At 73.1% G+C, this 26,194-nt stretch carries 29 protein-coding genes and 1 pseudogene; 11 read left to right on the top strand and 19 right to left on the bottom strand.

Annotated elements, in window-relative coordinates:
* The first annotated feature begins 74 nt into the window (after positions 1-74).
* Together IE109_RS08075 and IE109_RS08070 are read left to right on the top strand one after the other, a co-directional pair.
* Positions 75-569, top strand: coding sequence for an inorganic diphosphatase (locus IE109_RS08075; RefSeq protein ID WP_064067354.1), 495 nt, complete (start codon positions 75-77; stop codon positions 567-569).
* Positions 570-668: 99 nt separating this feature from the next.
* Complete coding sequence (locus IE109_RS08070) at positions 669-2,348, top strand: threonine/serine exporter family protein (RefSeq protein WP_189550038.1); 1,680 nt, start codon at positions 669-671, stop codon at positions 2,346-2,348.
* 246 nt (positions 2,349-2,594) lie between these two features.
* On the opposite strand, the gene IE109_RS08065 is transcribed toward IE109_RS08070, so the two are convergent.
* From IE109_RS08065 to IE109_RS08040, 6 genes are all read right to left on the bottom strand, one after another.
* A complete protein-coding gene (locus tag IE109_RS08065; protein WP_189550037.1) occupies positions 2,595-3,278 on the bottom strand; it encodes a DedA family protein in 684 nt (227 codons plus the stop codon).
* 143 nt (positions 3,279-3,421) lie between these two features.
* Entirely contained in the window at positions 3,422-4,180 is a 759-nt protein-coding gene (locus IE109_RS08060) for a MerR family transcriptional regulator (RefSeq protein WP_189550036.1), read from the bottom strand.
* Between the two features lie 96 nt (positions 4,181-4,276).
* Positions 4,277-4,918, bottom strand: coding sequence for a PadR family transcriptional regulator (locus IE109_RS08055; RefSeq protein WP_189550035.1), 642 nt, complete (start codon positions 4,916-4,918; stop codon positions 4,277-4,279).
* 137 nt (positions 4,919-5,055) lie between these two features.
* On the bottom strand, positions 5,056-5,592 hold the full coding sequence (locus tag IE109_RS08050; protein WP_189550034.1) for a DinB family protein: 537 nt from the start codon (positions 5,590-5,592) through the stop codon (positions 5,056-5,058).
* A gap of 93 nt (positions 5,593-5,685) precedes the next feature.
* Positions 5,686-7,143: an aldehyde dehydrogenase family protein gene (locus IE109_RS08045; RefSeq protein WP_189550033.1), complete on the bottom strand. Its 1,458-nt coding sequence runs from the start codon at positions 7,141-7,143 to the stop codon at positions 5,686-5,688.
* 82 nt (positions 7,144-7,225) lie between these two features.
* Positions 7,226-8,089, bottom strand: coding sequence for a Sco1979 family transcriptional regulator (locus tag IE109_RS08040; protein ID WP_373297656.1), 864 nt, complete (start codon positions 8,087-8,089; stop codon positions 7,226-7,228).
* Positions 8,090-8,417: 328 nt separating this feature from the next.
* On the opposite strand from IE109_RS08040, the gene IE109_RS08035 reads away from it, so the two are divergent.
* The gene (locus tag IE109_RS08035; protein ID WP_189550031.1) at positions 8,418-8,966 is read left to right on the top strand and encodes an ATP-binding protein; all 549 of its coding nucleotides are present in this window, start codon (positions 8,418-8,420) and stop codon (positions 8,964-8,966) included.
* A 174-nt stretch (positions 8,967-9,140) separates the two neighbouring features.
* Here the strand turns inward: IE109_RS08035 and IE109_RS08030 are convergent, their stop codons facing one another.
* The 5 genes from IE109_RS08030 to rpmG all read right to left on the bottom strand — a co-directional run bounded on the left by IE109_RS08030 (position 9,141) and on the right by rpmG (position 11,440).
* The gene (locus IE109_RS08030; RefSeq protein WP_064067345.1) at positions 9,141-9,380 is read right to left on the bottom strand and encodes a DUF397 domain-containing protein; all 240 of its coding nucleotides are present in this window, start codon (positions 9,378-9,380) and stop codon (positions 9,141-9,143) included.
* A gap of 246 nt (positions 9,381-9,626) precedes the next feature.
* Positions 9,627-9,872: a 30S ribosomal protein S18 gene (gene rpsR, locus IE109_RS08025; RefSeq protein ID WP_189550030.1), complete on the bottom strand. Its 246-nt coding sequence runs from the start codon at positions 9,870-9,872 to the stop codon at positions 9,627-9,629.
* A 3-nt stretch (positions 9,873-9,875) separates the two neighbouring features.
* Positions 9,876-11,012 carry a CobW family GTP-binding protein gene (locus IE109_RS08020; protein WP_189550029.1) on the bottom strand — a complete coding sequence of 379 codons (1,137 nt, stop codon included), beginning with the start codon at positions 11,010-11,012 and terminating at the stop codon, positions 9,876-9,878.
* Positions 11,012-11,269 carry a type B 50S ribosomal protein L31 gene (locus tag IE109_RS08015; RefSeq protein ID WP_189550028.1) on the bottom strand — a complete coding sequence of 86 codons (258 nt, stop codon included), beginning with the start codon at positions 11,267-11,269 and terminating at the stop codon, positions 11,012-11,014. The genes IE109_RS08020 and IE109_RS08015 overlap by 1 nt, the downstream gene beginning before the upstream one ends.
* 6 nt (positions 11,270-11,275) lie before the next feature.
* Positions 11,276-11,440 carry a 50S ribosomal protein L33 gene (gene rpmG / locus IE109_RS08010; protein WP_030361075.1) on the bottom strand — a complete coding sequence of 55 codons (165 nt, stop codon included), beginning with the start codon at positions 11,438-11,440 and terminating at the stop codon, positions 11,276-11,278.
* Positions 11,441-11,503: 63 nt separating this feature from the next.
* Between rpmG and rpmB the strand changes: the two genes are divergently transcribed.
* From rpmB to IE109_RS07995, 3 genes are all read left to right on the top strand, one after another.
* Complete coding sequence (gene rpmB / locus IE109_RS08005; protein ID WP_189550027.1) at positions 11,504-11,740, top strand: 50S ribosomal protein L28; 237 nt, start codon at positions 11,504-11,506, stop codon at positions 11,738-11,740.
* On the top strand, positions 11,740-12,045 hold the full coding sequence (gene rpsN / locus IE109_RS08000) for a 30S ribosomal protein S14 (protein ID WP_189550026.1): 306 nt from the start codon (positions 11,740-11,742) through the stop codon (positions 12,043-12,045). The genes rpmB and rpsN overlap by 1 nt, the downstream gene beginning before the upstream one ends.
* A gap of 61 nt (positions 12,046-12,106) precedes the next feature.
* Positions 12,107-12,607, top strand: a complete 501-nt coding sequence (locus IE109_RS07995) for a hypothetical protein (RefSeq protein WP_189550025.1) — start codon at positions 12,107-12,109, stop codon at positions 12,605-12,607.
* Positions 12,608-12,806: 199 nt separating this feature from the next.
* Here IE109_RS07995 and IE109_RS07990 read toward each other — a convergent pair whose 3' ends face one another.
* Complete coding sequence (locus tag IE109_RS07990; RefSeq protein ID WP_189550024.1) at positions 12,807-13,967, bottom strand: DUF2786 domain-containing protein; 1,161 nt, start codon at positions 13,965-13,967, stop codon at positions 12,807-12,809.
* A gap of 206 nt (positions 13,968-14,173) precedes the next feature.
* On the opposite strand from IE109_RS07990, the pseudogene IE109_RS07985 reads away from it, so the two are divergent.
* Positions 14,174-15,867, top strand: a pseudogene (locus IE109_RS07985) (bifunctional 3'-5' exonuclease/DNA polymerase).
* A gap of 72 nt (positions 15,868-15,939) precedes the next feature.
* Here the strand turns inward: IE109_RS07985 and IE109_RS07980 are convergent.
* The 4 genes from IE109_RS07980 to IE109_RS07965 all read right to left on the bottom strand — a co-directional run bounded on the left by IE109_RS07980 (position 15,940) and on the right by IE109_RS07965 (position 18,815).
* Positions 15,940-17,124, bottom strand: coding sequence for a hypothetical protein (locus IE109_RS07980; protein WP_189550023.1), 1,185 nt, complete (start codon positions 17,122-17,124; stop codon positions 15,940-15,942).
* 73 nt (positions 17,125-17,197) lie between these two features.
* Positions 17,198-17,710, bottom strand: coding sequence for a SigE family RNA polymerase sigma factor (locus tag IE109_RS07975; RefSeq protein ID WP_189550022.1), 513 nt, complete (start codon positions 17,708-17,710; stop codon positions 17,198-17,200).
* Between the two features lie 164 nt (positions 17,711-17,874).
* Positions 17,875-18,264, bottom strand: a complete 390-nt coding sequence (locus IE109_RS07970; protein WP_189550021.1) for a rodlin — start codon at positions 18,262-18,264, stop codon at positions 17,875-17,877.
* 158 nt (positions 18,265-18,422) lie between these two features.
* Positions 18,423-18,815 (bottom strand): rodlin, encoded by a 393-nt coding sequence (locus tag IE109_RS07965; protein ID WP_189550020.1) that lies wholly within the window; start codon positions 18,813-18,815, stop codon positions 18,423-18,425.
* A 201-nt stretch (positions 18,816-19,016) separates the two neighbouring features.
* Here IE109_RS07965 and IE109_RS07960 point away from each other — a divergent pair, with 201 nt between their 5' ends.
* The 4 genes from IE109_RS07960 (at position 19,017) to IE109_RS07945 (ending at position 23,218) form a co-directional block, all read left to right on the top strand.
* A complete protein-coding gene (locus IE109_RS07960; RefSeq protein WP_229890738.1) occupies positions 19,017-19,385 on the top strand; it encodes a DUF6479 family protein in 369 nt (122 codons plus the stop codon).
* An 88-nt stretch (positions 19,386-19,473) separates the two neighbouring features.
* Positions 19,474-20,826 (top strand): cytochrome P450, encoded by a 1,353-nt coding sequence (locus tag IE109_RS07955; RefSeq protein ID WP_189550018.1) that lies wholly within the window; start codon positions 19,474-19,476, stop codon positions 20,824-20,826.
* A gap of 472 nt (positions 20,827-21,298) precedes the next feature.
* Positions 21,299-21,532, top strand: a complete 234-nt coding sequence (locus IE109_RS07950) for a chaplin (protein WP_189550017.1) — start codon at positions 21,299-21,301, stop codon at positions 21,530-21,532.
* A 201-nt stretch (positions 21,533-21,733) separates the two neighbouring features.
* Positions 21,734-23,218, top strand: coding sequence for a glycoside hydrolase family 26 protein (locus IE109_RS07945; protein WP_229890736.1), 1,485 nt, complete (start codon positions 21,734-21,736; stop codon positions 23,216-23,218).
* Here IE109_RS07945 and IE109_RS07940 read toward each other — a convergent pair.
* The 3 genes from IE109_RS07940 to IE109_RS07930 are packed head-to-tail and all read right to left on the bottom strand — an operon-like array spanning position 23,213 to position 26,192.
* The gene (locus tag IE109_RS07940) at positions 23,213-24,334 is read right to left on the bottom strand and encodes a GNAT family N-acetyltransferase (protein WP_189550016.1); all 1,122 of its coding nucleotides are present in this window, start codon (positions 24,332-24,334) and stop codon (positions 23,213-23,215) included. The genes IE109_RS07945 and IE109_RS07940 overlap by 6 nt on opposite strands.
* Complete coding sequence (locus tag IE109_RS07935) at positions 24,331-24,987, bottom strand: YveK family protein (RefSeq protein WP_229890734.1); 657 nt, start codon at positions 24,985-24,987, stop codon at positions 24,331-24,333. The genes IE109_RS07940 and IE109_RS07935 overlap by 4 nt, the downstream gene beginning before the upstream one ends.
* Positions 24,984-26,192, bottom strand: a complete 1,209-nt coding sequence (locus IE109_RS07930) for a glycosyltransferase (RefSeq protein ID WP_189550131.1) — start codon at positions 26,190-26,192, stop codon at positions 24,984-24,986. Before IE109_RS07930 ends, IE109_RS07935 begins: the two co-directional genes overlap by 4 nt.
* Between the last annotated feature and the right edge of the window lie 2 nt (positions 26,193-26,194).

Here is a 26,194-nt window from a genome sequence, read left to right as displayed (position 1 = left end):
TGACCACGGCGGTCCGGTCCTGCCGGGGGAGCAGTATCACCCGACGTTTTGTGTTGATCTTGGAGGAGCCACCCGTGGAGTTCGACGTCACCATCGAGATCCCGAAGGGGTCGCGGAACAAGTACGAGGTGGACCACGAGACCGGTCGTATCCGACTGGACCGCCACCTCTTCACGTCGACCGTCTACCCGGCCGACTACGGCTTCGTCGAGGGCACCCTGGGCGAGGACGGCGACCCGCTGGACGCGCTGGTCATCCTGGACGAGCCGACCTTCCCGGGTGTGCTGGTCAAGTGCCGCGCCATCGGCATGTTCCGGATGACGGACGAGGCGGGCGGCGACGACAAGCTGCTGTGCGTCCCGGCCTCGGACCCGCGCATGGAGCACCTGCGCGACATCCACCACGTGTCGGAGTTCGACCGCCTGGAGATCCAGCACTTCTTCGAGGTCTACAAGGACCTGGAGCCCGGCAAGTCCGTCGAGGGCGCCAACTGGGTCGGCCGCGCCGAGGCCGAGGCCGAGATCGAGGCCTCCGTCAAGCGCCTGGAGGCGCAGGGCGGCGCTCACTGAGCCCCCTTTTCCCGTTCGACGGGCGGCGCACCCCCCGGGTGCGCCGCCCGTCGTCGTGTGGAGGCCCTTGGCCGTGTCCATACTGGGCAGGCGGGTCGGATGGGTCGGACGGGAGCGAGGACGAGCACAGTGGCGCCGGAGACGGACGGTCCGGAGGACCGTAAGCCTCAGTCGGACGAGGCACACAGCGCCTTCGCGCCGCCACCGGGCGTGGAACAGCCCTCCGGCGCCGAGGAGGACCAGCAGACGACGTCGGAGTTCGCCCTCCCCCAGGGGCTGGTGTCCGAGGCGCCCGCCGAGCCGGAGGGCTCGGCGTTCGCCCCGCCGCGCACGTACTCGGCCAAGGAGTCGCCCGCCGCCTTCACGCCCGCCGAGGGGTTCCCGGCGATACGGCTGTCGAAGGACGCGCCCTGGCAGGACCGGATGCGCACCATGCTGCGCATGCCGGTGAGCGAACGCCCGGTGCCGGAGCCGGCGCAGAAGCAGGACGACGCCGGCCCCGCCGTGCCGCGCGTGCTCGACCTGACGCTGCGTATCGGCGAGCTGCTGCTGGCGGGCGGCGAGGGCGCGGAGGACGTCGAGGCGGCGATGTTCGCGATCTGCCGCTCGTACGGGCTCGACCGCTGCGAGCCGACGGTCACCTTCACCCTGCTGTCGATCACCCACCAGCCCTCGCTGGTGGACGACCCCGTCACCGCGAACCGGACCGTGCGCCGGCGGGGCACCGACTACAACCGGCTGTCGGCGGTCTACACGCTGGTCGCCGACATCAACGCCGAGGACTACGAGGTCTCGCTGGAGGAGGCGTACCGGCGCCTCGCGGAGATCCGCCGCAACCGCCACCCCTACCCGGGCTGGGTGCTCACCGTGGCCGCGGGCGGGCTCGCGGGCTCCGCGTCCATGCTGCTGGGCGGCGACATGGCCGTGTTCCTGATCGCGGCGGCGGGCGCGATGCTGGGCGACCGGCTGGCGTGGCTCTGCGCGGGGCGGGGGCTGCCGGAGTTCTACCAGTTCGCGGTGGCCGCCGTGCCGCCGGCCGCGCTGGGCGTGGTGGTGAGCCTGCTGCACGCCGGGCTCCAGCCGAACGCGGTGATCACCGGTGGGCTGTTCGCGCTCATCCCGGGGCGGGCGCTGGTGGCCGCCGTGCAGGACGGGCTCACCGGCTTCTACATCACCGCCTCGGCCCGCCTCCTGGAGGTGGGGTACTTCTTCGTCGCCATCGTGGTGGGCGTGCTCTCCGTCCTGTACGGAGGCGTCCAGCTCGGCGCCAAGCTCAATCCCGAGGGCGTGCTCAACGCCGTCGAGCGGCCGGTCATCCAGATCCTGGCGGCGGTGCTGCTGTCGGTGACCTTCGCGGTGCTGCTCCAGCAGGAACGTTCCACGGTGCTCTTCGTGGCCCTCAACGGCGCCGCGGCGTGGGTGATCTACGCGTCGATAGCGGTGACGGCGGGCGGCTCCACGGTGATGGCGACGGCGGTCGCCGCGGGGCTGGTGGGCCTGTTCGGGCAGCTGATGGCCCGGTACGAGCACACCTCGTCCCTGCCGTACGTGACGGCGGCGATCGGGCCGCTGCTGCCGGGCAGCGCCACGTACTTCGGGGTGCTGAACATCGCCCAGAACAACATGGACGCCGGGTTCACCTCCCTGGCGAGGGCCGCCGCGCTGGCGCTGGCCATCGCGATCGGGGTGAACCTGGGGGGCGAGATGGCCCGGCTGTTCATCCGCGCTCCCGGCTCGGCCGCCCTGCGCCGCGCGGCCAAGCGCACGCGCGGCTTCTGACCCGCGCCGGGCCTCGCCGGGCGGCGAGGGCGCCGGGCCGGGCCGCCGCCCCTCCCCGGCGGGGTGGGGCGGCCCGGCGGCGGCCGGGCGGGGCTTCCGTACGACGAACCGCAGGGCCGCCGGCCCGAGGAGGTGGGCCCGGAGGGGTCCCGCCCACGGCCACCGGCGGACACCGCCGGCGTCCGCGCCCCGCGCAGGCGCACGCGCACCGCACCGGCGGGCGCGCGTCCCACGGCGGGGCGGCGGTCAGCGCTTGGCGTGGCGCCCGCGCGGGGCCTGCTGCGTGCCGTCCTCGGCGGCCGGCGCCTTCTTGCTCTGGGAGCGGGCGCGCAGGTACTCGATCACGATCGGGACGACCGAGATCAGCACGATCAGGATGAGGATGGCCTCGATGTTCTTGTGGACGAAGTCGATCTTGCCGAGCGACGCCCCGAGCAGCGTCACGCCGGCGCCCCAGAGGAGACCGCCGATGACGTTGAAGGTGATGAAGGAGCGGTAGTTCATCCGGCTCACACCGGCGATGATCGGCGTGAAGGTCCGGACGATCGGTACGAACCGGGCGAGGATCAGGGACTTGGGGCCGTGCTTCTCGAAGAACTCATGGGCCTTCTCCACGTTCTCCTGCTTGAACAGCCGGGAGTCCGGGCGCCGGAAGAGGGCCGGTCCGACCTTGCGGCCGAAGAGGTAGCCCACCTGGTCGCCGATGATCGCGGACAGCACGACCAGGGTGCAGACGAGCCACAGCGGGGTGTCGAGCACACCGGTGGTGACCAGCAGGCCCGTGGTGAACAGCAGCGAGTCACCGGGAAGGAAGAAACCGATCAGCAGTCCGGACTCGGCGAAGACGATGACCAGGACGCCGATGAGGCCGAAGGTCTCGATGAGGTAGTCCGGGTCCAGCCAGCTCGGTCCGAGCGCAAGCGTATTCACGGGTTCCGGGGCTCCTGGGTCGGTGGGCGGGGATGGCTGCCCAAAGCTATCAACGCCTGCCCCACCCTCCCGGTTCCACGCCCCCCTCCCCGCCCGCTCCCCGGGCCCGAGGGCCCGGGGAGCGGGCGGGGCGGGGCGGTCGCTCAGGCGTGACGGGCGGCGTTGGCGTGGATCGCGGCGTGGAGGTGCTCGGCGAGGCCCGGCCGTATCGCGTCGTAGTACGCCGTGAAGCGCTCGTCCGCGACGTACATGTCCGCGAGGCACCGGTGGATGTCGTAGGTGCACTCGTAGTACCACCGGACGATCTGCCGGCGGTGCTCCTCCGCCAGGTCCATCGCGCGCTCGCCCGTCGGCGGTTCGCCGTCCGCCATGACGGCCTGGTAGCGGGCCCCCCAGTCGGCCGTCTCCTCCTTCATGCGCTGCCAGTCGGCCTTGGTGTAGCGCGCCGTCCGGCGGGCCGACTCGCGGTAGGCGTCGGTGCCGCCCCAGCGCTGCCGCACCTCTTCCTCGTACTGGTCGGGGTCGTGGTCCCCGAACACCTCGAACTTCTCCTCGGGCGTGAGGTCGATACCCATCTTTTTGGCCTCCATGGCGTGTGCGACGGCCTCGGCCATCCTCTGCAGCTCGGCGATCCGCGTGGACAGCAGCTCGTGCTGGCGCCGCAGGTGTTCCTGCGGGTCCGCGTCGGGGTCGTCGATCAGGACCGCGACCTGGTCGAGCGGGAAGCCCAGCTCCCGGTAGAACAGGACCCGCTGCAGCCGGTCGAGGTCGGCGTCGTCGTAACGCCGGTGGCCCGCGTGGCTGCGGCCGCTCGGGGAGAGCAGCCCGATCTCGTCGTAGTGGTGCAGGGTCCGCACCGTGACGCGGGCGAAAGCGGCGACCTGTCCCACGGAGTAGCTCATGGCTCTCCGCTCCCTTCTTCTCGGTACGCGGACCAGCCTGGGCCCTCACGCCACGTGAGGTGCAAGCCGTTCGCGCCGCGCCCCGGGCGGCCCGCCCTAACGCAGGTCGCCGGGGTGCGGGACGCCCGTCGCGTACGGGTTCTCCTCGCCCTCCGCCAGGACGCCCACGAAGGGCTCGCCCTCCCCGGCGAAGGTGTACGCGCCGCGCTCGATGCGCTCGATCAGGCCGCGGGTCCACGCCGCGCCCGCGTCGGCCGAGTGCACCCACATGTTCATGATCTCGCCGATATGGCCGAGCGACTCCGGCCCGTCCGCGGGCGTGTAGTACTCCGTGACGCCCGCCCGCCACCGCTCCAGGCCCTCGATCCGCCGCCTGAGCAGCGCGACGGCCTCCTCGCGGGGCAGGTCGACGATGAAGCCGACGCCGGCCGACAAGACGTCCATCCGCTGGTCGTACGCCGTCAGGGACTCCCGCAGCAGGGTGAAGTACGCCTCGGTGCCCTTGTCGGTGATCTCGTACTCGGTGCGCGGCGGCCCGCCGGCCGTGCTCGGCGCGGTCTCGTAGGCGTGCAGCAGTCCCTGCTTGGCCATCTGCTTGAGCGCGTGGTAGATCGAGCCGGGCTTGGCGTTGGACCATTCGTGCGCGCCCCAGAACTCCAGGTCGTTGCGGATCTGGTAGCCGTGTGCCCGCCCGTGCCGGCGCACGGCCCCGAGGACCAGCAGCCGGATCGCCGACATCTCCTCACGCACCTTCCTGGTCGGTCCCGACCAGGGTACGCAGGGCGCCCCGGGGCACGACGGGCGCCGTGCCCGCGCCCACGCGCGCGCCCCGTCGGTCGTCCTGCCGGCCGTCCCGCCGGGTGCCCCGCCGCGCGTCAGGCCCGTTCGAGCGCGATCAGGTCGAAGGCGCCCTTCCCGTCCAGCGACTCGCGGATGATGTCGGCGTGGCCGGCGTGCCGGGCGATCTCCTCGACCAGGTGCATGCCCAGCCACCGCATCGAGACCCGGGCGTCCTTCGGGTACCAGGGGGCGTCGGGCAGCGGGAAGGTGTCGTCCAGGCTGGGCACCGTCCGCAGCAGTTCCTCGGTCTCCTTGGCGACCCCGTCCCAGAAGGCCAGCACGGCCGGGACCGACTCGCCCTCCTCCAGCCGGAAGCCGTCCGCCCACGTGTCCTGGGTGCGCTGCTTCTCGTTCGGCTGCTGCTGGGCCATCCGCAGCCAGGCCAGCTCGGTCTCGGCGACGTGCTTCAGCAGACCGGAGAGCGACAGCTCGCTGGCGCTCGGGCGGGACGCGGCCTGCTCCTCGGTCAGCCCGATCACCGAGCGACGGAGTGCGCCGCGCTGCGCCTCGATGAAGTTCAGCAGCGCGCCGCGCTCGTCGCCGTGGGCCTCTGAGGGAACGTGCGTGACCATGACCAGTCCGCCTTTCGGGTCGGTGCCTTACGACAACCAACCTACGGACCCTCGCGGTCAGCTCCTGTCCTCAACTCGCGAGCGGATGGGGGCTCAGAAGGGGAAGCGGCTCCGGCCGTGCTGGATCGAGATCCACTTGTAGGTGGTGAAGGCGTCCACCGTGGATTCGCCGTTCAGCCGCCCCACGCCTGAGTGCTTCTCGCCTCCGAAGGGCACGATCGGCTCGTCGTGGACGGTGCCGTCGTTGATGTGGATCATGCCCGTGTGGACGCGCTGGGCGATGCGCACGCCACGCTCGACGTCACCCGTATGGACGGCGCCGCTGAGCCCGTACGGGGTGTCGTTGGCGATCCGCACCGCCTCGTCCTCCCCGTCGAAGGGCAGGAGCGTCACGACGGGCCCGAAGATCTCCTGGGCCAGGACCGGGGAGTCGGCCGGCACGTCGGTCAGCACGGTGGGGGCCACCACGTTGCCCGTGGCGGTGCCGCGTACCAGCGCCGACGCGCCGGCGGCGACGGCCTGGTCCACCAGCGTGGTCACGGCTTCGGCCTGGGAGGCGTTGATGAGCGGGCCGATGTGGGTGGCGGGGTCGGCGGGGTCGCCGGACCTCAGACCGCGGACCTTCGCGACGAACTTGTCGGTGAACTCCTGGAGCACCGAGCGGTCGACCAGGACCCGGTTGGCGGCCATGCACACCTGGCCCTGGTGCACGAACCGGCTGAAGACGGCCGCGTCGACGGCGTAGTCGATGTCCGCGTCGTCCAGCACGATGAGGGCGCTGTTGCCGCCGAGCTCCAGGACGGACCGCTTGAAGTGGGCGGCGCAGACGGTGGCGACGTGCTTGCCGACCCGGTCGGAGCCGGTGAAGGAGATGACCTTGGGCACCGGATGCTCGATCAGGGCGTCGCCGATCTCCGCGATGTCGGTGATCACCACGTTGAGCAGTCCGGCCGGGAGCCCCGCGTCCTCGAAGATCTTCGCGACCAGGGCGCCGCCGAGGATCGGGGTGTTCTGGTGGGGCTTGAGGACGACCGCGTTGCCGAGGGCGAGCGCCGGGGCCACGGACTTGATGGAGAGCAGGAAGGGGAAGTTGAACGGGCTGATGACGCCGACCACGCCGACGGGCACCCGGTAGAGGCGGTTCTCCTTGCCGTCGACCGGTGAGGGCAGGATGCGGCCCTCGGGGCGCAGCGCGAGGTTGACCGCCTCGCGCAGGAACTCCTTGGCGAGGTGCAGCTCGAAGGCGGCCTTGGTCCGCGTCCCGCCGAGCTCGGCGATGATCGCCTCGGTGATCTCGTCCTCGCGCTCCTCTATGAGCCGCAGCGCCCGCTCGAAGACGGCGCGGCGGGCGTAGGGGTTGGTGTCCGCCCACGCGCGCTGGGCCCGCTCGGCCGCCCGGTACGCCTGGTCCACTTCCTCGACCGTGGCCACGGTTATGGAGGCGAGCTTCTCCTCGTTGTACGGGTTGAAGTCGATGATGTCCCACGAGCCGCCGCCGGCCCGCCACTCACCGTCTATGTACTGCAGGGCCAGGTCTGTGAAGTAGGACATGCCATCCCTTCCCGAGGGCGCGCACCGCTCTCATGACACGCTCATGACGACGCGTTTGATGGGACGTCATCCTACTGGCGGGTCACGTGAGTTGGAGAAGTCCCCGCAGAAGGTCGCGGCTCGCCTCGGGGCCCGGGCTGTCCTGATGCAGCCGCTCCATCACCCGCTCGTACTGCGCCACCTCCTCGCGCTTGTCGAGGTAGAGCGCGCTCGTCAGCTGCTCCAGGTAGACGATGTCGGACAGGTCGGACTCGGGAAAGCGGAGCATGGTGAACGCGCCGCTCTCGCCCGCGTGGCCGCCGAAGCTGAAGGGCATGACCTGGAGGGTGACGTTGGGCTGCTCGGAGACCTCGATGAGGTGCTTGAGCTGGTCGCGCATCACCTCCCGGTCGCCGTACGGGCGGCGCAGGGCCGCCTCGTCGAGAACGGCGTGGAAGTGCGGGGCCCGCTCGGAGACGAGGACCTTCTGGCGCTCCAGGCGCAGCGCCACACGCCGGTCGATCTCCGCCGGCGGGGCGCCGGGCATGCCGCGGGAGACGACGGCGTGCGCGTACGCCTCGGTCTGCAACAGCCCGTGCACGAACTGCACTTCGTAGATGCGGATCAACGAGGCGGCACCCTCCAGGCCGATGTAGGTCTGGAACCAGCCGGGCAGGACGTCTCCGTAACTGTGCCACCACCCGGTGAGGTTGGCCTCGCGGGCGAGCCCGAGGAGGGACTCGCGCTCGGTGTCGTCCGTGACGCCGTAGAGCGTGAGCAGGTCCTCGATGTCCCTCGCCTTGAAGCTCACCCTGCCCAACTCCATACGACTGATCTTGGATTCGGACGCCCGGATCGAATAGCCGGCGGCCTCGCGCGTGATGCCGCGCGACTCGCGCAGCCGCCGCAGTTGCGAACCCAGCAGGATGCGCCGCACCACGGAACCGCTCGACTCACTTGCGGTCACGTCTCCAACCCTCCCCATCGCTGATGTGTACGACGGAGCACCCCCGAACTCCGAGACGCCGGATTCTGCCACCAAAACGCTTCACCGCGTACTCGGACGGTTACGCAAAGACGAAGCCTTGACCGAGTCGCGACCCCTCCGGCGTCCCGCCGGTGAAACTGGGGGGCGGAAGATATGGCCAGCAACCGGCACGGGGACGGACAGGTCGGGCGCGTGCACGTGCATCTGCCCTTGCATCAGGTGGTCGCATTCGGAACCATGGACCTCGCGCACCTGCGTAGTCGTTCGTGTTGTCGCACCACAGCCGCGAATCCCGGGAGTGCCTCGCATGGGGACGAATGGATCGACCATGCTCGAGCCTTTAAGGCAGGGGCTTCCGCCGATCGACGCCGCTTCCGTCTCCAGCTCCGCCTCGTGCGCGCTGCCCGCCCGCTATGAAGCGGTGCGCGGCGCACGGAAGTTCACCAGCACGACGCTCGCCCAGTGGGACCTCACCGACCGGTTCGACGACGTCGCCCTGGTGGTGTCCGAACTCGTCACCAACGCGCTCCGGCACGCCCTGCCCGCCGACCGTACCCGCGAGGCGCCGCACGACCCGCCGGTACGGCTGCACCTGATGCGCTGGGCGAGCCGCCTGGTGTGCGCGGTGCGCGACCCCAGTCCGGACAGCCCCACGGCGCGCGAGTCCGACGAGGACTTCTCCGCCGAGTCCGGCCGGGGACTGTTCCTGGTCGAGTCCTTCAGCGACAGCTGGGGCTGGCACCCGCTGGCGGGCACGCTCCACGGCAAGGTGGTGTGGGCGCTGTTCCGCCTCTCGGAGGCGCCCGACGCGCAGCCGGTGCCGCAGCCGGCGCAGCAGAGGCCGCGGACTCCGTAGACCGCGCGGACCGGCGGGCGGGCGATGGTGCCGGTGGTCCCGCGACGGCGCCGGCGGAACGGGCCGTGGACGGTGCCGGCGGACAGCCGGCGCCCGGACCGGTGCACCGACGGGCCGGACGCGCGGAACGTCCCCGGCACCCGCCGGACGCCCGCGCCGGTGGACCCGCCCGGCTCAGCCGGCCGCGAGGTGGTCGAACTCGCCGTCCTTGACCCCGAGCAGCAGGGCCTCTATCTCCGCCGGGGTGTACACCAGCGCCGGCCCGTCCGGGTGCCGGGAGTTGCGCACGGCCACGTCCCCACCGGGCAGTTTGGCGAACTCCACGCACGAACCCTGGGAGTTGCTGTGCCTGCTCTTCTGCCATACGACGCCGTGAAGCTCCGTGGCCGCCATGCCGTTGTACACGTGGTGCACAGGACGCTCCCCGAGATACATGTTGCAGGTGTCAACTATCGGGATCATAGCTAGGTCGACGCACTGATTGCATGTGCAGATGCACGTGCACGGGGGGTGGTCCTGTGGTTACAGCCGCTTTGCTACTCCCCCGTACGACCATAGAGACGTACGGCGGGCCCCGTTGGCTCCCTTCTTCCTCCACGTCGTACGAAAAGGCCCTCCCGGAAGGAGGGCCTCGTACCGGACGGACGTACGCCGGGAACGCTAGCGAGCCGATGAGGAGTACGGCAGCAGGGCCATCTCCCGTGCGTTCTTGACCGCGCGGGCCAGTTGCCGCTGCTGCTGCGCCGACACGCGCGTCACCCGTCGGCTGCGGATCTTGCCCCGGTCGGAGATGAACCTCCGCAGCAGGTCGGTGTCCTTGTAGTCGACGTAGGTGATGCCGTCGCGGTCCAGGGGATTCGGGCGGGACTTCGCCGGCTTGCGGTCGGCGGAGCGGCGGGGGGACATGGGTCAGACCTCCAGGAGGGCGTCGAAGGCGGACGGGAGCCGCTGCCAGGCCTCGCGGCCCGCGGCGTACTCCGCGTCGGTGAGCAGGCAGGAGTCGAGCAGCTCGGCGAGCCCCTCTCGGTCCAGCCCTGGCGAGGTGAAGACCAGGTGCTGGCAGCGGTCCCCGTGCTCGGGGTCCCAGTCCAGCGCGGCCGCCGCCCGGCGCACCGGCGGCACCATCTCCCAGGCGGCGTCCGGCAGCGAGGCGAGCCACGGCCCCGTGGGCTCGACGCACAGGGCGCCGCCCGCCGCGTCCCAGGCCAGCAGCGTGTCCGGCCGGTCGGCCAGCCAGAACCGGCCCCGGCTGCGGGCGGCCGCGCAGCACAGGTCCTCCAGCGCGGCGTACAGCCGCTCCGGGTGGAACGGGCGGCGCCGGTGCCACACGAACGTACCGACCCCGTGCGCGTCGGCCTCCTGCGGCAGCAGCGCGCAGGCCGGGTGCTGGGCGGCCGCCGCGGCCTCGACGTCGAACCCGGCCAGCGCGGCGGCGGCCAGGTCCCCGTGCGGCAGCTCCACCCGGCGGGCCGTCGGGTGGAGCTGGGCGAGCAGGGCCCGGTCCTCGTCGTCGGCGTCCGGGCCGTCCAGGACGGCGAGCACCGGCGCGTACTCCAGCTGGCGCGCCCAGGTGTCGGCGACCGTGCGCCGGTCGGTGGAGGCAGCGGCGAGGCCGGCCTCCGCCAGATCGTCGCCGTTGCCGAGGTAGGGCAGCAGCAGGGCCGGGTCGACGGCGGTGATCACCGAGCTGACCGTCAGCCCGGCCGCCGCGACCACCTCCGCCATCGCCTTCGGCTCGACCGAGTCCCACAGCTCGACCACCGCCAGGCGGGCCGTCCCGTCGACGGCGCTGTCGGCCAGCCGCTCCAGCTCGGGCACCAGGTCCTCGCGCAGGGCGCAGCACGCGCAGTCGTTGACCAGCGGGGTCTCGTCCATCGACAGGACACCGGACGCGTCGCGCACGGTGCGCGTGACCGTGCCGCGCCCGGCCGCGGCCGTGAGGTCGTGGTGGAGCGCCACGCTGCCGGGGACGGTGGCGAGCAGCCGCTCCACGGCGGCGGTGCGGGCTTCGGCGTGCAGCCCGCCGACGAGAGCGACGGAGAGCATCAGCGGGCCCCGTGTCGCCGGCCGTACCGCTGCTCGAACCGCTCCACGCGCCCGGCCGTGTCCAGCACGCGCGCCTGGCCCGTGTAGAAGGGGTGGCTCGCGGAGGAGATCTCGACGTCGATGACGGGGTACGTGTTGCCGTCCTCCCACTCGACCGTCTTGTCGCTGGTCGCGGTCGACCGCGTCAGGAAGGCGAAGCCGCCCACCTTGTCACGGAAGACGACGGGGGCGTACGCGGGGTGGATTCCCTGCTTCACGGGGCCTCAGCGCTCCTCTCGGAAGTCGACGTGCCGTCCGGCGACCGGGTCGTACTTGCGCAGCGTCAGGCGGTCGGGGTCGTTACGGCGGTTCTTGCGGGTCACGTAGGTGTAGCCGGTGCCGGCGGTGGACCGGAGCTTGATGACCGGTCGGAGTTCGTTGCGGGCCATGGCGCTAGAGTAGATGGAAATGGTTTCCATTTCCAAGAGAGTCGTCCGAGAGGTAGGTCACCCTTGTCCGCCCACTGCCAGCTGACCGGCGCCCAGCCGGGTTTCGGCAACCGCGTCTCGCATTCGCACCGGCGTACGTCCCGGCGCTTCGACCCCAACATCCAGCGCAAGCGCTACTGGCTGCCGAGCGAGGGCCGGTACGTCCGCCTCACCCTGTCCACCAAGGGCATCAAGACCGTCGACACACTGGGGATCGAGGCCGCCGTGGCCCGGATCCGCGCCCGCGGGGTGAAGGTCTGATGGCCAAGAAGAGCAAGATCGCGCGCAATGAGCGGCGCAAGGCGGTCGTCGAGCGGTACGCGGCCCGCCGCGCCGAGCTGAAGGAGATCATCCGGCGGCCCGGCACCCCGGAGGCCGAGCGGCTCGCCGCCCAGGCGGAGCTGCGCCGGCAACCGAGGGACGCCAGCCCCACCCGGGTCCGCAACCGCGACAGCGTGGACGGCCGCCCGCGCGGCCACCTGCGCCGGTTCGGGCTCTCCCGGGTGAACGTGCGGCAGCAGGCGCACGCCGGGTTCCTGCCGGGAGTCACCAAGTCGTCCTGGTAGCGGGCCCTACCGGCTGGTAGCTTGGCGCGCGTTTCCGGCACCGACGTTGGGGAGACGTGGCGTGGACGCGCACAGGCTCGTACGTACCGGGGTGGTCGCGGTGGCCGGCGCCGCCGCCGCTCTCGCGCTGGCCGGCTGCGGCGGCGACTCCGACCAGCGGCGCGGCGACGACGCCAGCGGCAACGCCGGGGGGCGGCCCGCCGGCGGTCCTCCGCCGTCCCCGCCGGCGACCCCGGCCGCGTCACCCTCCCCGTCCCCGTCCGTCTCCCCGTCCCCGTCCGTCCCGCCGGCCACCTCCGGCGCGGCGGACGGGTCGTGGGTGGGGCTCACGGACGGCAAGCCGGTCAGCGTCACCGTCAGGAAGGGCCACGCCCTGGTGCTGGCCGAGGCGCACGTCTGCCAGGGCACCGCGCGCGGCACGGACACCGTGGCCCTCACGCTGACCTGCGACGACGGGTACACCGCCCGTACGGAGGGCGCCGCGAGGGCACAGAAGGGCGCCCTGGTCGTCACCTGGAGGGGCGGCGCCAGGGACACCCTCACCAGGGCCAGGACGCCCTAGGCGGCCGGAGCACCTCCCGGGCCCGCCGACCGGCGGTCCCTGACGCCTCGGCGAGGCCCCGGTGCCAAGGCCGTCCGCCCGCAACGACCCGCACCCGAAAGCGGCCCCGCGACGGCGTCTTCACCGACGTCCGCGAGGCCCCCCGCCGCACCCCCCGCCCGCCGGCGAGCGGACCCGCGCCGGGCGCCGCGCCCTCGGGTCACCCGGGCAGCCGGCCCCGTCCCCGCCCGGGCGCCCCGCCGTGGTCCGTGCGCGCCCGGTCGGCCGCCGCCGTGCCGTGGTGCCAGCCCGCCTCGTCGGTGGCCCCCCGCACCCGGGTCGTGGTCGTCTCGGGGAACATCCGGTCCGCCCGGTCGGTCACCGCCACGTCCCGCGCCGCCAGGACCGGCAGCAGCGACGGCTCCCCGGCCGTGACCCGTTCGGACGTGGACGCGAGCCGGTCGCCGAGCCGGTGGGCGTACGCCAGCAGGAACGACTGGCGGAAGGTCTTCGTGCGCTTGCGGCCCGCCGCCCTCTGCTCCGCCTCCGCCTTCGTCATCGCGCCCGTCCCCTGGACCAGCAGCGAGGTGTACAGCAGCTCGACGACCTCCAGGTCCGGCTCGAAGCCGACGACCGTCGAGAAGCCGAACGCCTCGTTCCACACCGCCCGGCAGCGGTTCGCCGACGCCACGGCGTCCAGCAGGATCGCCCTGGCCGTCTCGTACGGCGCCTCCACGCCGATCCGCAGCGCGCCCGGCTCCTCCGGGCTGTGCGTGCGGGCCGCCAGCGCCGCCTCGTCCAGGCTGTACCGGGCCATCAGCTCCTGCGCCTTCGCGGTGAGCGCCTCGGCCTCCTCCGGGAACCCCGTCGCCTCCGCCTTGGCCAGCAGCGCCCGGATCCGGCCCAGCATGCGGGGCTCGCCGTGCGCCGGCGCCGCGTGCGGCGGTGCCCCGCCCGGCGCGGGGCCCACCGGCTCGATCGCCGGGAGGCGGGCGAGCAGCCGGTACAGCTCCAGCACGGCGGTGGCGTACGAGAAGCGGTCCGCCCGCCAGTCGGTGTCGCCCAGCCCGGCGACCTGCGCGGCCCACCGGGGTGGCAGCTGCCGGTACGCGCGGACCTCGGCCGTGATCAGCCCCGCCACCAGCCGCACGTGATGCTCGTCCAGGTCGCGGCGGACCAGCCGGACGACATCGGCCGGCTGCCAGCCGCGCTGCCAGGCCCGGCGCAGGAACTCCTCGCCCCGCCGCGCCAGTTCCGCGTCCGCTGCGGGGTCGGCGGCCAGGAGCGAGGCGCCCGTGTCCAGGGCGGTGTCGTCCCCGGCGTACAGCGCCGCCGCGAACGCCCGCTCGACGACGCCCGCCTCCGAGTGCCCCGCTGACATGCTCCCCGCCTCCTCTTTCCGGTACGCCGGCCCCGGTGTCCGCCGGTGTCCGCCGCCGTCCATGGTCGCAGGGGGCCGGCCGGGGCGGGGGCGCCCGCCCCGGCCCCGGCCGTCGGCGCCGGTTCGCGCGGCGAGGCCGCCGCCCTTGCCACGCCACGTGACCGCGGTCGCGCCGAATGTCAGTGCCGGGTGCCAGACTCGCATGTGTGAACGAACGCTGGGCGGTGGACGACGCCGGGGGCGGTGGCGCACGGCTCGTCCCCCTCGGCGCGGACGGCCTGCCCGCCGGGCCGGTGCTGACCGAGCCCGACCTCGTCGAGGCGATCCGGTCGCGGCCGGGCGTGGGCCGCTGGGTGTGGCGCTCCACCGGCACGGTGTATCCGCGGCTCCTCGCGGCCGGTGTCCGGGTCGAGCGGTGCTACGACATCGAGGACGCCGAGCAGCTGCTGCTCGGGCACGAGGGGCGGCTGGGTGAGCCCCGTTCGGCGGCGGCGGCCTGGGCCCGGCTGCACGACCGGCCCGTCCCGCCCGATCCGCCGCCACGGGCGGCCGAGCCGGGCGCGCACGCGCAGTCGTCCCTGTTCGACCCCCAGCCCGCGCTGGACCTGCCCTTCGAGGCGCTCCTGGAGGTGTACGCGGACCAGCACCGAAGACACGCGGCCGCCGAGCACCCCGGGCGGATGCGGCTGCTGACGGCGGCCGAGTCCGCCGGGATGCTGGTGGCCGCCGAGATGCACCGGGCCGGCCTGCCCTGGCGGGCGGACGTCCACCGGGCGGTGCTGCACGACCTGCTGGGCGAGCGGTACGCGGGCGGTGGGGAGCCGCGCCGGCTGGCGGAGCTGGCGGACGAGGTGTCGGCGGCCTTCGGGCGCCGGGTGCGCCCCGACCTGCCGGCCGACGTGGTGAAGGCGTTCGCCCGGGCGGGGATCACCGTGCGGTCGACGCGCCGCTGGGAGCTCGCGAAGATCGACCACCCGGCGGTCGAGCCGCTCATCGCGTACAAGAAGCTGTACCGGATCTGGACGGCGCACGGCTGGAGCTGGCTCCAGGACTGGGTACGCGACGGGCGCTTCCGGCCGGAGTACCTCCCGGGCGGCACGGTCAGCGGGCGCTGGACGACCAACGGCGGCGGCGCCCTGCAGATCCCGAAGGTCATACGGCAGGCGGTGGTCGCGGACGAGGGCTGGCGGCTCGTCGTCGCGGACGCGGACCAGATGGAGCCCCGGGTGCTGGCGGCGATCTCGCGCGACCCGGGGCTGATGGAGGTGGCGGGTCACCCGGACGATCTGTACACGCGCCTGTCCGACCGGGCGTTCTCCGGCGACCGCGACCACGCCAAGCTGGCGCTGCTGGGCGCGATCTACGGGCAGACCAGCGGCGACGGGCTGAAGAACCTGGCGGCCCTGCGCCGCCGGTTCCCCCGGGCGGTGGCGTACGTGGACGACGCGGCGAAGGCGGGCGAGGAGGGCCGCCTGGTGCGCACCTGGCTGGGCCGGACGAGCCCGCGCGCGGCGGGCGCGGCGGAGGCGGACGAGGCGGGCATTCCCCAGGAGGGCGCCGAGGAGCCGTTGTCGGACGGCGAGTTCACCCCGGGGTACGCGTCGGTGAACGCCCGCGCGCGCGGCCGGTTCACCCGGAACTTCGTGGTGCAGGGCAGCGCCGCCGACTGGGCGCTGCTGATGCTGGCCGCGCTCCGGCAGGCGCTGGCGGGATGCGGGCGGAGCTGGTCTTCTTCCAGCACGACGAGGTGATCGTGCACTGCCCGGCGGCGGAGGCCCCGGCCGTCGCCGAGGCGATCCGCACGGCCGGTGACACGGCGGGGCGGATCGCGTTCGGGGACACTCCGGTGCGGTTCCCGTTCACGACGGCCGTCGTGGAGCGCTACTCCGACGCGAAGTGACGGGCCCCGGACCCTCGACCGGGGCTGAGGCGTGTCTTCCGGATCTTGCCGGGCTGACCCGAGAGACACGCCCTAGCGGGCCGCGAGCCAGGTCCGGCTGAGGGCGATGGCCTTCAGCTCCCCCATGGTGATCAGGGGCTCGGCGCCCCGCTTCGCCGACGTGGGCGTGGGGGCGTTGTAGGCGGAGACCGCCATGCGGAGGCCGTTCACCCGCAGCGCGTCGGCACGCCACCGGACGACACCCGGCCGCTGGGCCGGTACCCGCTGGGTGCCCACCTTCGTACCGTCCGGCAGGGTCTCGCTCCAGAAGTCCTTGTCGCCCGCGACCCTGACCGCCTCGATGTAGGTCATGCCTCCCTTGCCGTCGCTCACCACGACATGGCCGTCCGCGCCGGTGCCTCCCTCGGAGTACACGGTGAGGCGTTCGGGCAGCAGGGACTTCAGGATGGGGAGGATGTCGCCCGGTTCGGCGGCGGCCCCGGGCTCGACCGTCCCGAAGGCGTTGGGCTCCCCTGCCGGGGTCAAGGACGCGTCGACGAACATCCCCAGGTGCCGGAGCTTGCCCGGGCTCATGCGCGGGTTGCGGCCCTTGGGCGACACGGACCCGGACACCTGGACGTTCTGGGTGGCGAGCTCGATGAGGTAGCCGTTGGGGGAGACCATGGTCACCGCCCACTTCTTGACGCCGCCGGCCTTGCCCGCCTCGGTGTACCCCTTGACGGCCCGGTCGCCCGGCTGGTTGGTGCACTCCTCGTAGGGGGAGCCCTTCTCGGGCGGGCAGACGAGCAGCTTCCTCAGCCCGGGGTCCGCCGGGTCGACCCGGCGCACCGAGACGGTGACGATCGCCTCGCCCCAGCCGTCCCCGAAGGTCATGGACGCCTTCGCCGGCGTGGCGGGCCCCGTGCTGCCGCTGCCCTCGACGCGTGGACTCGTCCGGGCGATCCCGGACCGCTCCATGCCGTTCTCGAGGATGTGCTCCATCTGCTCGGCGGTGACCTCGAAGTGCCGGTACGCGTCGGTCTTCGCCACCTCCGTCGCCCGGTCGGCCACCGGCCGTTCGGGTGTCCGCACCGCGTACAGTCCGCCGGCCGCCACCAGGGCCACGGTCAGCGCGCTCCCCGTCACCAGGGCGGCACGGCGGCGGGCCAGCTTCTTGCGGCCGCGCGCCAGGCCGCCCGCGACCAGGGCACGCTGATCGACGTGGAAAGTGCCACCGGTGTTGTGGAGCGCCTTCCCGAGCTCGTCTTCAAAGGGCATGCGAAACCACCAGCTTCTGATCTGGGCGGAAGGTGAAAGCGGAAGGGAAAGGGGGCCGGGGTGGGCGGCCCGGTCAGACGGCGGCGGCCAGTTCCGACAGATCGCCGCCGAGTTGCTCGCGGAGCCGGGCGAGCGCCCGGGTGGATCGCGTGCGTACGGCGGCGGAGCTGACGTTCATGGCGGCGGCCGTCTCCTCGACGCTGCGGTCCTCCCAGTACCGCAGCACCACCACGGCCCGGTCCTTCGGCGCCAGCCGCGCCAGCGCGTCCAGCAGCGCCACCCGCAGGGCCGGGTCGTCGCCCCGGCCGGAGGTGGACTCGGGCAGCTCGGCCAGCGGCCGCTCCCCCGAGGAACGCCGCCGCCGCTGCGTGAGGTACGTGCGGACGAGAACGGTCTGGGCGTACGCGGAGGGATTGTCGATCCGCGCCATCCGGCCCCACAGCGCGTACATCCGGCCCAGCGTCTCCTGCACCAGATCCTCGGCGAGATGGGTGTCGCCGCTGGTCAGCAGACAGGCGGAACGGAAGAGGTGCCCGGTGCGCCCCGCCGCGAACTCCATGAACTCGTCCGCTCGGGACTTTCTCATGCCCTCCCCTTCACTCCGCTGCCGTCGTCCTTCACCTCATTGACGCGGCGGCCACCGGCAAATGTTTCATCCGGTCCCTTCCCGTCCACACACAAGGGCGGGCCCCGCATCCGTGGTGTCGGATGCGGGGCCCGCCCAGGCGGTGGTCACACCTGCGGGGTGCGTCAGTCCACCGCGACGGCCCCGTTCTCGGAGATGACGTCCTCGAGGATGTGCGACAGCGCGCTGTCACCCTTGACGGCCGTGGAGTTCTCCGTGCAGGTCTGGTTCTGCGTGTCCTGCAGGATGTCCTGAACACCGACGTTGACCAGGGCCACGATGTTCTGGACATCGGCCTGGATCGGCACACCGACACAGGGCTTGTTCAGCGTGCCCTGGACCAGGCCCACCTGCGGGCTCTGGTGGCCGCCGGTGACGGTGTTGCCGTAGATCTGCCGCGAGAAGTTGCCGTTCTGCGTGTCGATACCGCGGTCGCCCACGGCCGAGGCCATCGGCGCCGACGCGCCGAGCACGGCCGCAGCGACGCCGGCGGTAGCCAGAACCTTCTTGATCATGGTTCATCCCATTCGTCGAGAGACCCGGTGCTCGGGTCGTGCCAGCGCCCGGCGTCGGGCGCGTGGGGGGCGGGCGTGAGCCCGTCGTGCGTGGTGCGGGGCACCACGCGGGGCCGACCCGCACGGCCGCCGGGGCCGCGCGGGACGGTGGCCTCGCGTCAGTCCTGGACGGCGGCCGAGACGTTCTCGGAGAGGACGTCCTCCAGCAGGTGCGACAGCGCGCTGTCGCCCTTGACCGCGGTGGAGTTCTCGGCGCACTGCTGGTTCTGCGTGTCCTGGAGGATGTCCTGAACACCGACGTTGACCAGGGCCACGATGTTCTGGACGTCGGCCTGGACCGGCAGACCGATGCAGGGCTTGTTGAGCGAGCCCTGGATCAGACCGATCTGCGGGCTCATGTAGCCACCGGTCGTGGTGTTGCCGTACGACTGGGTGGCGAAGTTGCCGTTCTGCGTGTCGATTCCGCGGTCGCCCACGGCCGAGGCCATCGGCGCGGACGCGCCAAGGACGGCGGCGGCGACGCCGGCGGTGGCCAGAACCTTCTTGATCATGGTCCATCCTTCTCGTCGAGAGACCCGGTGCTCGGGGTCGCCCTGATCAACAGCAGGCCACCGTTTAAGTTGCGCCAGGTCACCCGAAGAGATCAATCACCTAAAAAAGGATGAAACGTTTTTCCGATGAGGGGATCGTCCCCATCGCGGGCATGTCTGATCCCATGGAGACCGGGGTACACGCCCTTTATGGACTCTCTCATGACGTTGGCTACGGAATTCGCCGCTAAGGACCATGTCGTCGGTATTGGCCCGCTGGTGGCGGGTGTCCTCCTCGTCGGATTCCTGATCGGCGCCTTCGTGCTCGGGCGGCGTGTCCGGAACCGGGAGTCGGCACCCCCCACGCCCGAGGAGCAGCCGCACCGGCCGCTGGACGCCGGACTCCCCGGCGAGGCCGAGGGCCACCGCCGTCCGGCCGAGCTGGAGGAGCGCGAGGACCGGGTGATGCCGTACGAGCTGCGGCGCCAGAACACCGACCCCGACGCCTCGCCGCGCAGCGAGAACGACCACAAGTGGGGCGGCGCCCCCAGCGGTGGCTTCGGCAGCGGCGGACCGACCACGGGCGGCTGACCCGGCCCGCCGACCGAGCCCCCGACGGGCCTGCCCAGCGCCCCTCGCGCGCCGTTTCGCGCCCGGGGCGCCGGGGCACCCGGGGGCCATGACCAGTACGGACACGGCCACGCACACCCCCGCCCGGACCTCCCCGCGCGACACGGCCCGGCTGGTCGCCCAGGTCATCGCCCCGACCCTCGCGGCCGGGGCCGTCGTCCGCCGCCGCGCCGGGATGGCCCTCGCCGAACGGTTCGAGGCCGACCGCCGCGCCACCGACCTGCTCACCGAGCTGCGCGGCACCCATGGCCCCGGCCCCCTGCGGCTCGACGTGGCCGGGCGCCACTTCGCCGTCGTCCTCGACGCCGGGGACGCCTCCCGCGTCCTGGACGGCACGCCGGACCCGTACTCACCCTCCACCCGCGAGAAGCGCGCGGCCCTGGAGCAGTTCCAGCCGCACGGCGTGCTGGTCTCGCGCGGAGCGGAGCGGGACACCCGGCGCGCGTTCAACGAGGCCGTGCTGGAGTACGGCCACCGGACGCACAGCCTGGCCCCGCGAATGGTGCGGACGGTGCGCGAGGAGGCCGGCAAGCTCCTGGGCGCGACGACCGCCGGGGACGGCGAGATCGACTGGCGGGCGTTCAGCACCGCCTGGAACCGCACCGCCCGCCGCCTCGTGCTCGGGGACACCGGCCGCGACGACACGGGCCTGACCGCGATGCTCGGCCGGCTCCGCTCCGCCGCCAACTGGTCGGGCGCCGCGCCGCGCCGCACCGCCCTGCGCGGCCGCTTCGAACGCCGCCTGCGCGCCCACCTCGACCGCGCCGAGCCCGGGAGCCTCGCCGCCGCTCTCGCCGCCATGCCCGCCGGCCCCGGCACCGACCCGGCCGGGCAGGTACCGCACTGGCTCTTCGCCTTCGACGCGGCGGGCATCACGGCCTACCGGGCCCTGGCCCTGCTGTCCACGCACGCCGCGCAGGAGGCGCAGGTGCGCAACGAGCTGGCCGTCACCGACCTCACCGGGCCGCGCCTCCTGCCGTACACCCGCGCCTGCGTCCTGGAGTCGGTGCGGCTGTGGCCCACCACGCCGTTCCTCCTGCGCGAGTCGGTGCGCGAGACCGAGTGGGGCGAGGACGTACTGCCCGCCGGGACCGAGTTCCTGGTCTACGCCCCGCTGTTCCACCGCGACGCCTCGCTGCCGTACTCCGACCGGTTCACCCCGGAGATCTGGCTCGACGGCACCGCGCAGGACACCGGGGCGCTGGTGCCGTTCAGCGCGGGCCCCGGCCGGTGCCCCGGCGAGGACCTGGTCCTGCTGGTCACCTCGACCATGCTGGCGGCGCTGCTCGAACGGCACACGTACCTGCCGGAGCGGCCCGGCCGGCTGCGCCCCGACCGGCCGCTGCCGCGCACCCTCGACCACTTCGCCCTGCGCTTCGCGGCCCTCCCGCACCACGGATGACGGGCGGCGGACGCCGGTCACGGCGACGGTGACGGCCCGCGCACAGGCTGTGACATGATGCGAGAGCCTCGCCAAGGCTGCTGTGAACGGAAAGGTTCGGCATGGCTCCTCGCGCCGGTAAGTGGCAGCGTGTGCCCCTCATCCCACAGAGCAGGCAAGCGACGGAGACCGAGACGGTCCCCGTCTATTCGTCGTTGATGCGCGAATGGAAAGCCCTGGGCCGGGCGGTCCCCGGATCCCCGGACCACGAATGGGATGTTCTGGTGACGCGCCCCGTATGGCCCAGCCGTTGAGCCATCTGCCCTCAACAGGTGCTCGGCGGTTCGAGTGAATCACTGCGGAAAGCAGCCGCAGTGGTGTCTTTCCGCTTTCGCATTCGTTGTGATTTTCGCAGTGGAAGCCGGACCTCAACGAGGCCCGATCGTCACGAAATCCGTGGCACGACTTCCTCCTGTGGAAAGGACCCGAACCTATGAAGTGCAAGAAGGCCGCGGTAGCCGTCGCCGGTATCGTCATGGCGCTGGGTGCGGCCGCGCCTGCTGTCGCCGACGCCGACGCCAGTGGTGCCGCTATCGGCTCCCCGGGCGTCCTGTCCGGCAACGTCGTCCAGGTCCCGGTGCACGTGCCGATCAACGTGTGCGGCAACACCATCAACATCGTTGCGCTGCTGAACCCGGCCTTCGGGAACGTCTGCATCAACAAGTGACGCAGCATCAGGCCATGGCCGCGTAGAAAGCCGGTCCCGGAGCGCTCCGGGACCGGCTTTTCACTGTCCCGCTCCCCCAAGCGGGCGATCAAATCCCCCAACGGCCTACTGCCGGGCGGGACCACGATCCCGGCCGGCCCATTAAGAATACTTTTGCTCCCAGTGACTGGCGTATTCCTGGCGCCTGGCGAAGGAGCGGAAATGGGTCACCGGAGAGCGAAGACCAAGGGCGCCCGGCCGGGGGTGCTCACCGCCGGTCTGCTGAGCCTGCTGATGGCCGGCTCCGTCGTGTCGGCCCCGCCCGGCCACGCCTCGGCCCCCGGGACCGCGACGGGCCACGCCGCCGGCTCGGGGCCGGGACCCGAGGGCGACCGGGAGGCGGGCGCCGTCGACGGCGCCACGACCGCGAGCTCCCCCGGGGCGGGCGCGGGAACCGGTACGGGGACGGCCACGGGTACCGACACGGGGGGCGGCCCCGGTCCGGGGTCGGGAGCCGAACGCGTACGGGAGCCCGGCCCGGACCCCTCTCCGGAGAGCCGGCCGGTTCCCGGCGACGACACCGGCGGCGGGGCGGGCACCGGTACGGGGGCGGACACCGGGAGCGGGGACGGCACGCCGGGCGCGGTGGCGGACACGGCGGTGGGGGCCTATCTGGACTACGGACCGCGCGGGATCCACCGCATGGCGGGACTGCGCGAGTGGCTCGGCGGCACCGATCTGCGCGTGGGGCACACGTACCTGCCCGGCGACGTGTGGACCAACATCGAGGGGCACCCCGGGTTCCTGGAGCACTGGGCCCAGTGGCGGCAGGCGCGGGAGGACCGGCTGTTCGTCCTCAACGTGCCCATGCTGGAGCGCAACGAGAGCCACCTCCCCGACTCCGTCGTACGGCAGTTGCTGCGGCTGGGCGCGGACGGGCGGTTCGACCGGCACTTCCGGGCCCTCGCCGAGCGCCTCGTGGGACTCGGCGTCCCCGACACCGTGCTCGTGCTCGGCTGGGAGATGAACGGCACCACGTACTCGCACCGCTGCGGGCCCGACCCGGAGGCGTGGAAGGCGTACTGGAAGCGCATCGTCACCGCCATGCGCGAGGTGCCGGGGCAGCGCTTCCGGTTCGACTTCGCTCCCAACCGGGGCCGGGACGCCATCCCGTGGACCGAGTGCTACCCCGGTGACGACGTCGTCGACATCATCGGGATGGACTCCTACGACCAGCCGTCGGGCCAGGGCTTCGACGAGCAGGTGACCGAGCCCTACGGCCTGCGGCACCACGTGGAGTTCGCCGCCCGGCACGGCAAGCCCCTCTCGTACCCGGAGTGGGGTCTGTTCCGCAACGGCGACAACCCCGAGTACATGCGGCGGATGCTGGACTGGATCGAGAAGAGCAAGCCGCTGTACCAGACGATCACCGACTACTGCCCGCACGGCGTCTGGCAGTGCGAGGACAATCCGCGCTCGTCGGAGGTGTTCCGCGCGAAGCTGTCCGGCAGGGGCGGACCGGCGGACCCGGAACCGCGGCCGGAACCCGAACCGCGCCCCGAACCCGAGCCACGGCCCGAACCGGAGCCGCGTCCCGAGCCCGGGCAGTCCGGCTGCACGCCGCTGGACCTCGGCGAGTGGATCGAGAAGTGGCTCGGACACAAGCTCTGCGTACGGATCGACTGGCAGCGCCACCTCGGCTCATGATCCGACCCGCCGCAGGAGCCGCCGCACCCGGTCCCGGTCACGCAGCCGGTCCGCCGCCCGACGGCGGCCGGCCGCGCAGCCGGCCAGCAGCAGCAGGGGCACGGCCGTGCGGCGGCGGGCCAGCAGCAGCCGCTGGTTGACGACCGGCTCGGGGCGCCAGTGGCTCTTGTAGGGCTCGCGGCCGCGCAGCAGGCTCAGCTTGGCGCGGCCGCTGGCGCTGCTCTCCCGGGCGCCGTTGCGCAGCAGCAGCGTCGCCACGTCCACCTTGCTGGCCCGCAGCACCGGGTCCGCCCCGTACAGGTAACCGCCGGACAGCAGCGGCGACATCAGGGTGAGGTCCGCGGCGACCAGGTCGCCGGCCAGGCGGAACTCCGTCACCATCGCGTCGCCCGACTCGACCATCGACCGCACCGCCCGCTGGAGGTGCTCCGCGAACCGGGGCCTGAGGTGCTCGGGCGTCACCCCGCGGTCGGCCCACTGGCGCTGATGGAGCTCCAGCAGCCGCCGCAGCGCGTGCGGGACCTCGGACGGCGGGACCACGTGCTCCTCGATGCCCAGCTTGTCCAGCCGGCGCAGCTTCGAGCGGGCCCGCTGGGCCCGGGAGGACGGCAGCCGGGCGACGAGTTCGTCGATGGAGGCCGCCGGCAGCTCCATGCAGACGGAGTCGGGCAGGCGGCGGCGCGGCCCGCGCCAGCAGGCGTACACCCGCTGGGCGGCGGCCTCCTCCCGTACCTCCCGGAGGTCGATCACGGCGGTACGGGCCAGCCGGCCGAGCGCCCCGGTCAGCACCCGGACCGCCTCCTCGGCGCACCCGTCGTCCACGAGCACGTCGGAGAAGTCGGTGATCGCCCCGCCCAGGTGGGTCAGCACCGGCACCGGACCCCGCACCAGCCGCAGGGGCGCCGCCGCCGCCAGCCGCCCGTCCCGGCGTACGAGGACGACCCGCAGGCAGCCGGGCGCGCCGTACGACACCCACCAGGAATGCAGCCAGGAGTGCGACTGGAAGGGGGTCGCGGTGGCGCACCGCCGGTACAGGTCCGCCCACTCCCGTGCGAGGCGGCCGAACTCCTCGCCGTCCCGGCAGACGGTCACCGTCCAGTTCCCGCCCCGCGTCATACCAGCGCCTCCTGCTGCGCCACCGGACCCGGTACGGACCCGTACCGCGACCGCCCGCCGCGCCGGGGGTAGCGGGGCCGCACCAGCAGGGCGAGCCCGCCCAGCAGCCCGCCCGCGCAGCCGCCGACGAGCGCGGCGAGGGACGCCGAGGGCGAGACGGGCTCCGTGGGCGTGGCGGCCCGGGTGAACTGGAGGACCTTCACACCGGTGCTGCCCTCGGTGTGCGAGCCCTTCTGCACCAGGGCCCTCGCCACGCTGTCGGCCATCCCCGCCGCGGTGGCGGGGCGTGGGGCGCGCGCCGTGACGGCGATCATCGGGGCGTCCGGCGAGGTCGCGGCCTGCACGCTCGCGCGCAGGGTCTCCGCCGGCACGCCGGCCGCGACCTGGGCGTCGCCGACGACCGCGATGTCGGTGGCGACCCGTCCGTAGGCCTGCGCGAGGCCCATGGCACCGGCCGGGTCCGACTTCGCGGACGGTACGACGATGACGTAGCTCGTCGCCGCGTACTCGGGCGTCTTCAGCAGCCCGTACCCGCAGCCGGCGAGGACGCCCAGCAGCGCGGCGGCCGGGACGAGCCACCGGCGGCGGGTGCGCCTGAGGCGGGTGAGCCAGCCGATCGCACGGCGTACGGCAAGGGACTGGGTCGTGGTCATCGACTACTCGCTCCGTCGTGAAGGTCGTCGTGAAGGCCGTCGTGAAGGCCGTGCGGGCTGTCGTCGCGGCCGTGGAGGCCGTCGTGGAGGCCGTCATGAAGGGGCCGGCCGTCGTGGAGCCGGCCGTCGTGGAGGTGCTCGTACAGCGCCATCAGCCGCCGTGCGCCCCGCCGCACGTCGTAGCGGCGCACGGCAGCCGGAACGGCGAGCCGCTCGCGGGTGACCGACTCCAGCGCGGCGACCAGCTCCGGCACCGTCCCGGCGACCCGGCGCGCCCCGGGCGCCTCCCCGGGCGGCAGGTCGTCGAGCGCGGGGCAGGCCACGTACCGCACGGGGAGCCCGGCGGCCAGCGCCTCGACGATCGCGAGCCCGAACGCCTCGTCGGCGGAGGCCGACACGAACACGTCCATGGCCGCCAGCAGCCCCGGCAGGTCGCGGTCCACCGCACCCGCCCAGATCACCCGCTCGGCCACCCCGCACTCCCGTGCGGTCCGCTCCAGCGGCTCCCGCTGGTCGCCCTCGCCCACCAGCAGCAGGCGGGCGTCGCCGGGGAGCGCGGCCACCGCCCGGATCAGCGTGTCGAACCGCTTGCCCGCCACCAGCCGCCCCACCCCGCCGACGACGTACGCGCCGGGGGCCAGGCCCAGCCGCCGCCGCGCCGCCCGCCGTGCGGCCGGGTCGAAGGCGAAGCGCTCCGCGTCGACGCCGTTGGGCACGACCGTGATGCGGGACGGTCGCACGCCCCAGGCGACCAGGCGCCGCGCCACCGTGTCGGAGACGGCGACCGTCGACGTGCCGAGCCGCTCGCCGGCCAGGTACAGGGCGCGCGCCCCGGCCGACAGGGGGCGTCCCTCGATCCCGTCCGCGCCCAGCGAGTGCTCCGTCGCGACGACCGTCCGCACGCCCGCCAGCCGGGCGGCGAGGCGCCCGTACAGGCAGGCCCGGTACAGGTGGGTGTGGACGACGTCGAAGTCGCCGTCCCGGATGAGCCGGGTGAGGCGCGGCAGGGCGGACAGGTCGCGGTTGCCGCGCATGCCGAGGTGGGCGACCGGCACGCCGTCGGCACGGAGGGCGTCCGCCACCGGGCCGGGGTTGGTGAGGGTGACCACGCTGCCGCGGACGCGGTCCATGTGCGGGAGCAGCAGGCGCAGTTGCTGTTCGGCGCCGCCGATGCCGAGGCCGGTGATGACGTGCAGGACCTTCAGGG

Origin of the sequence: Streptomyces lavendofoliae (assembly GCF_014649735.1) — a bacterium.
Lineage (GTDB): Bacteria > Actinomycetota > Actinomycetes > Streptomycetales > Streptomycetaceae > Streptomyces > Streptomyces lavendofoliae.
Note: the sequence above shows the minus strand (reverse complement) of the source record. Positions and strands in the feature narration are given on the sequence as shown.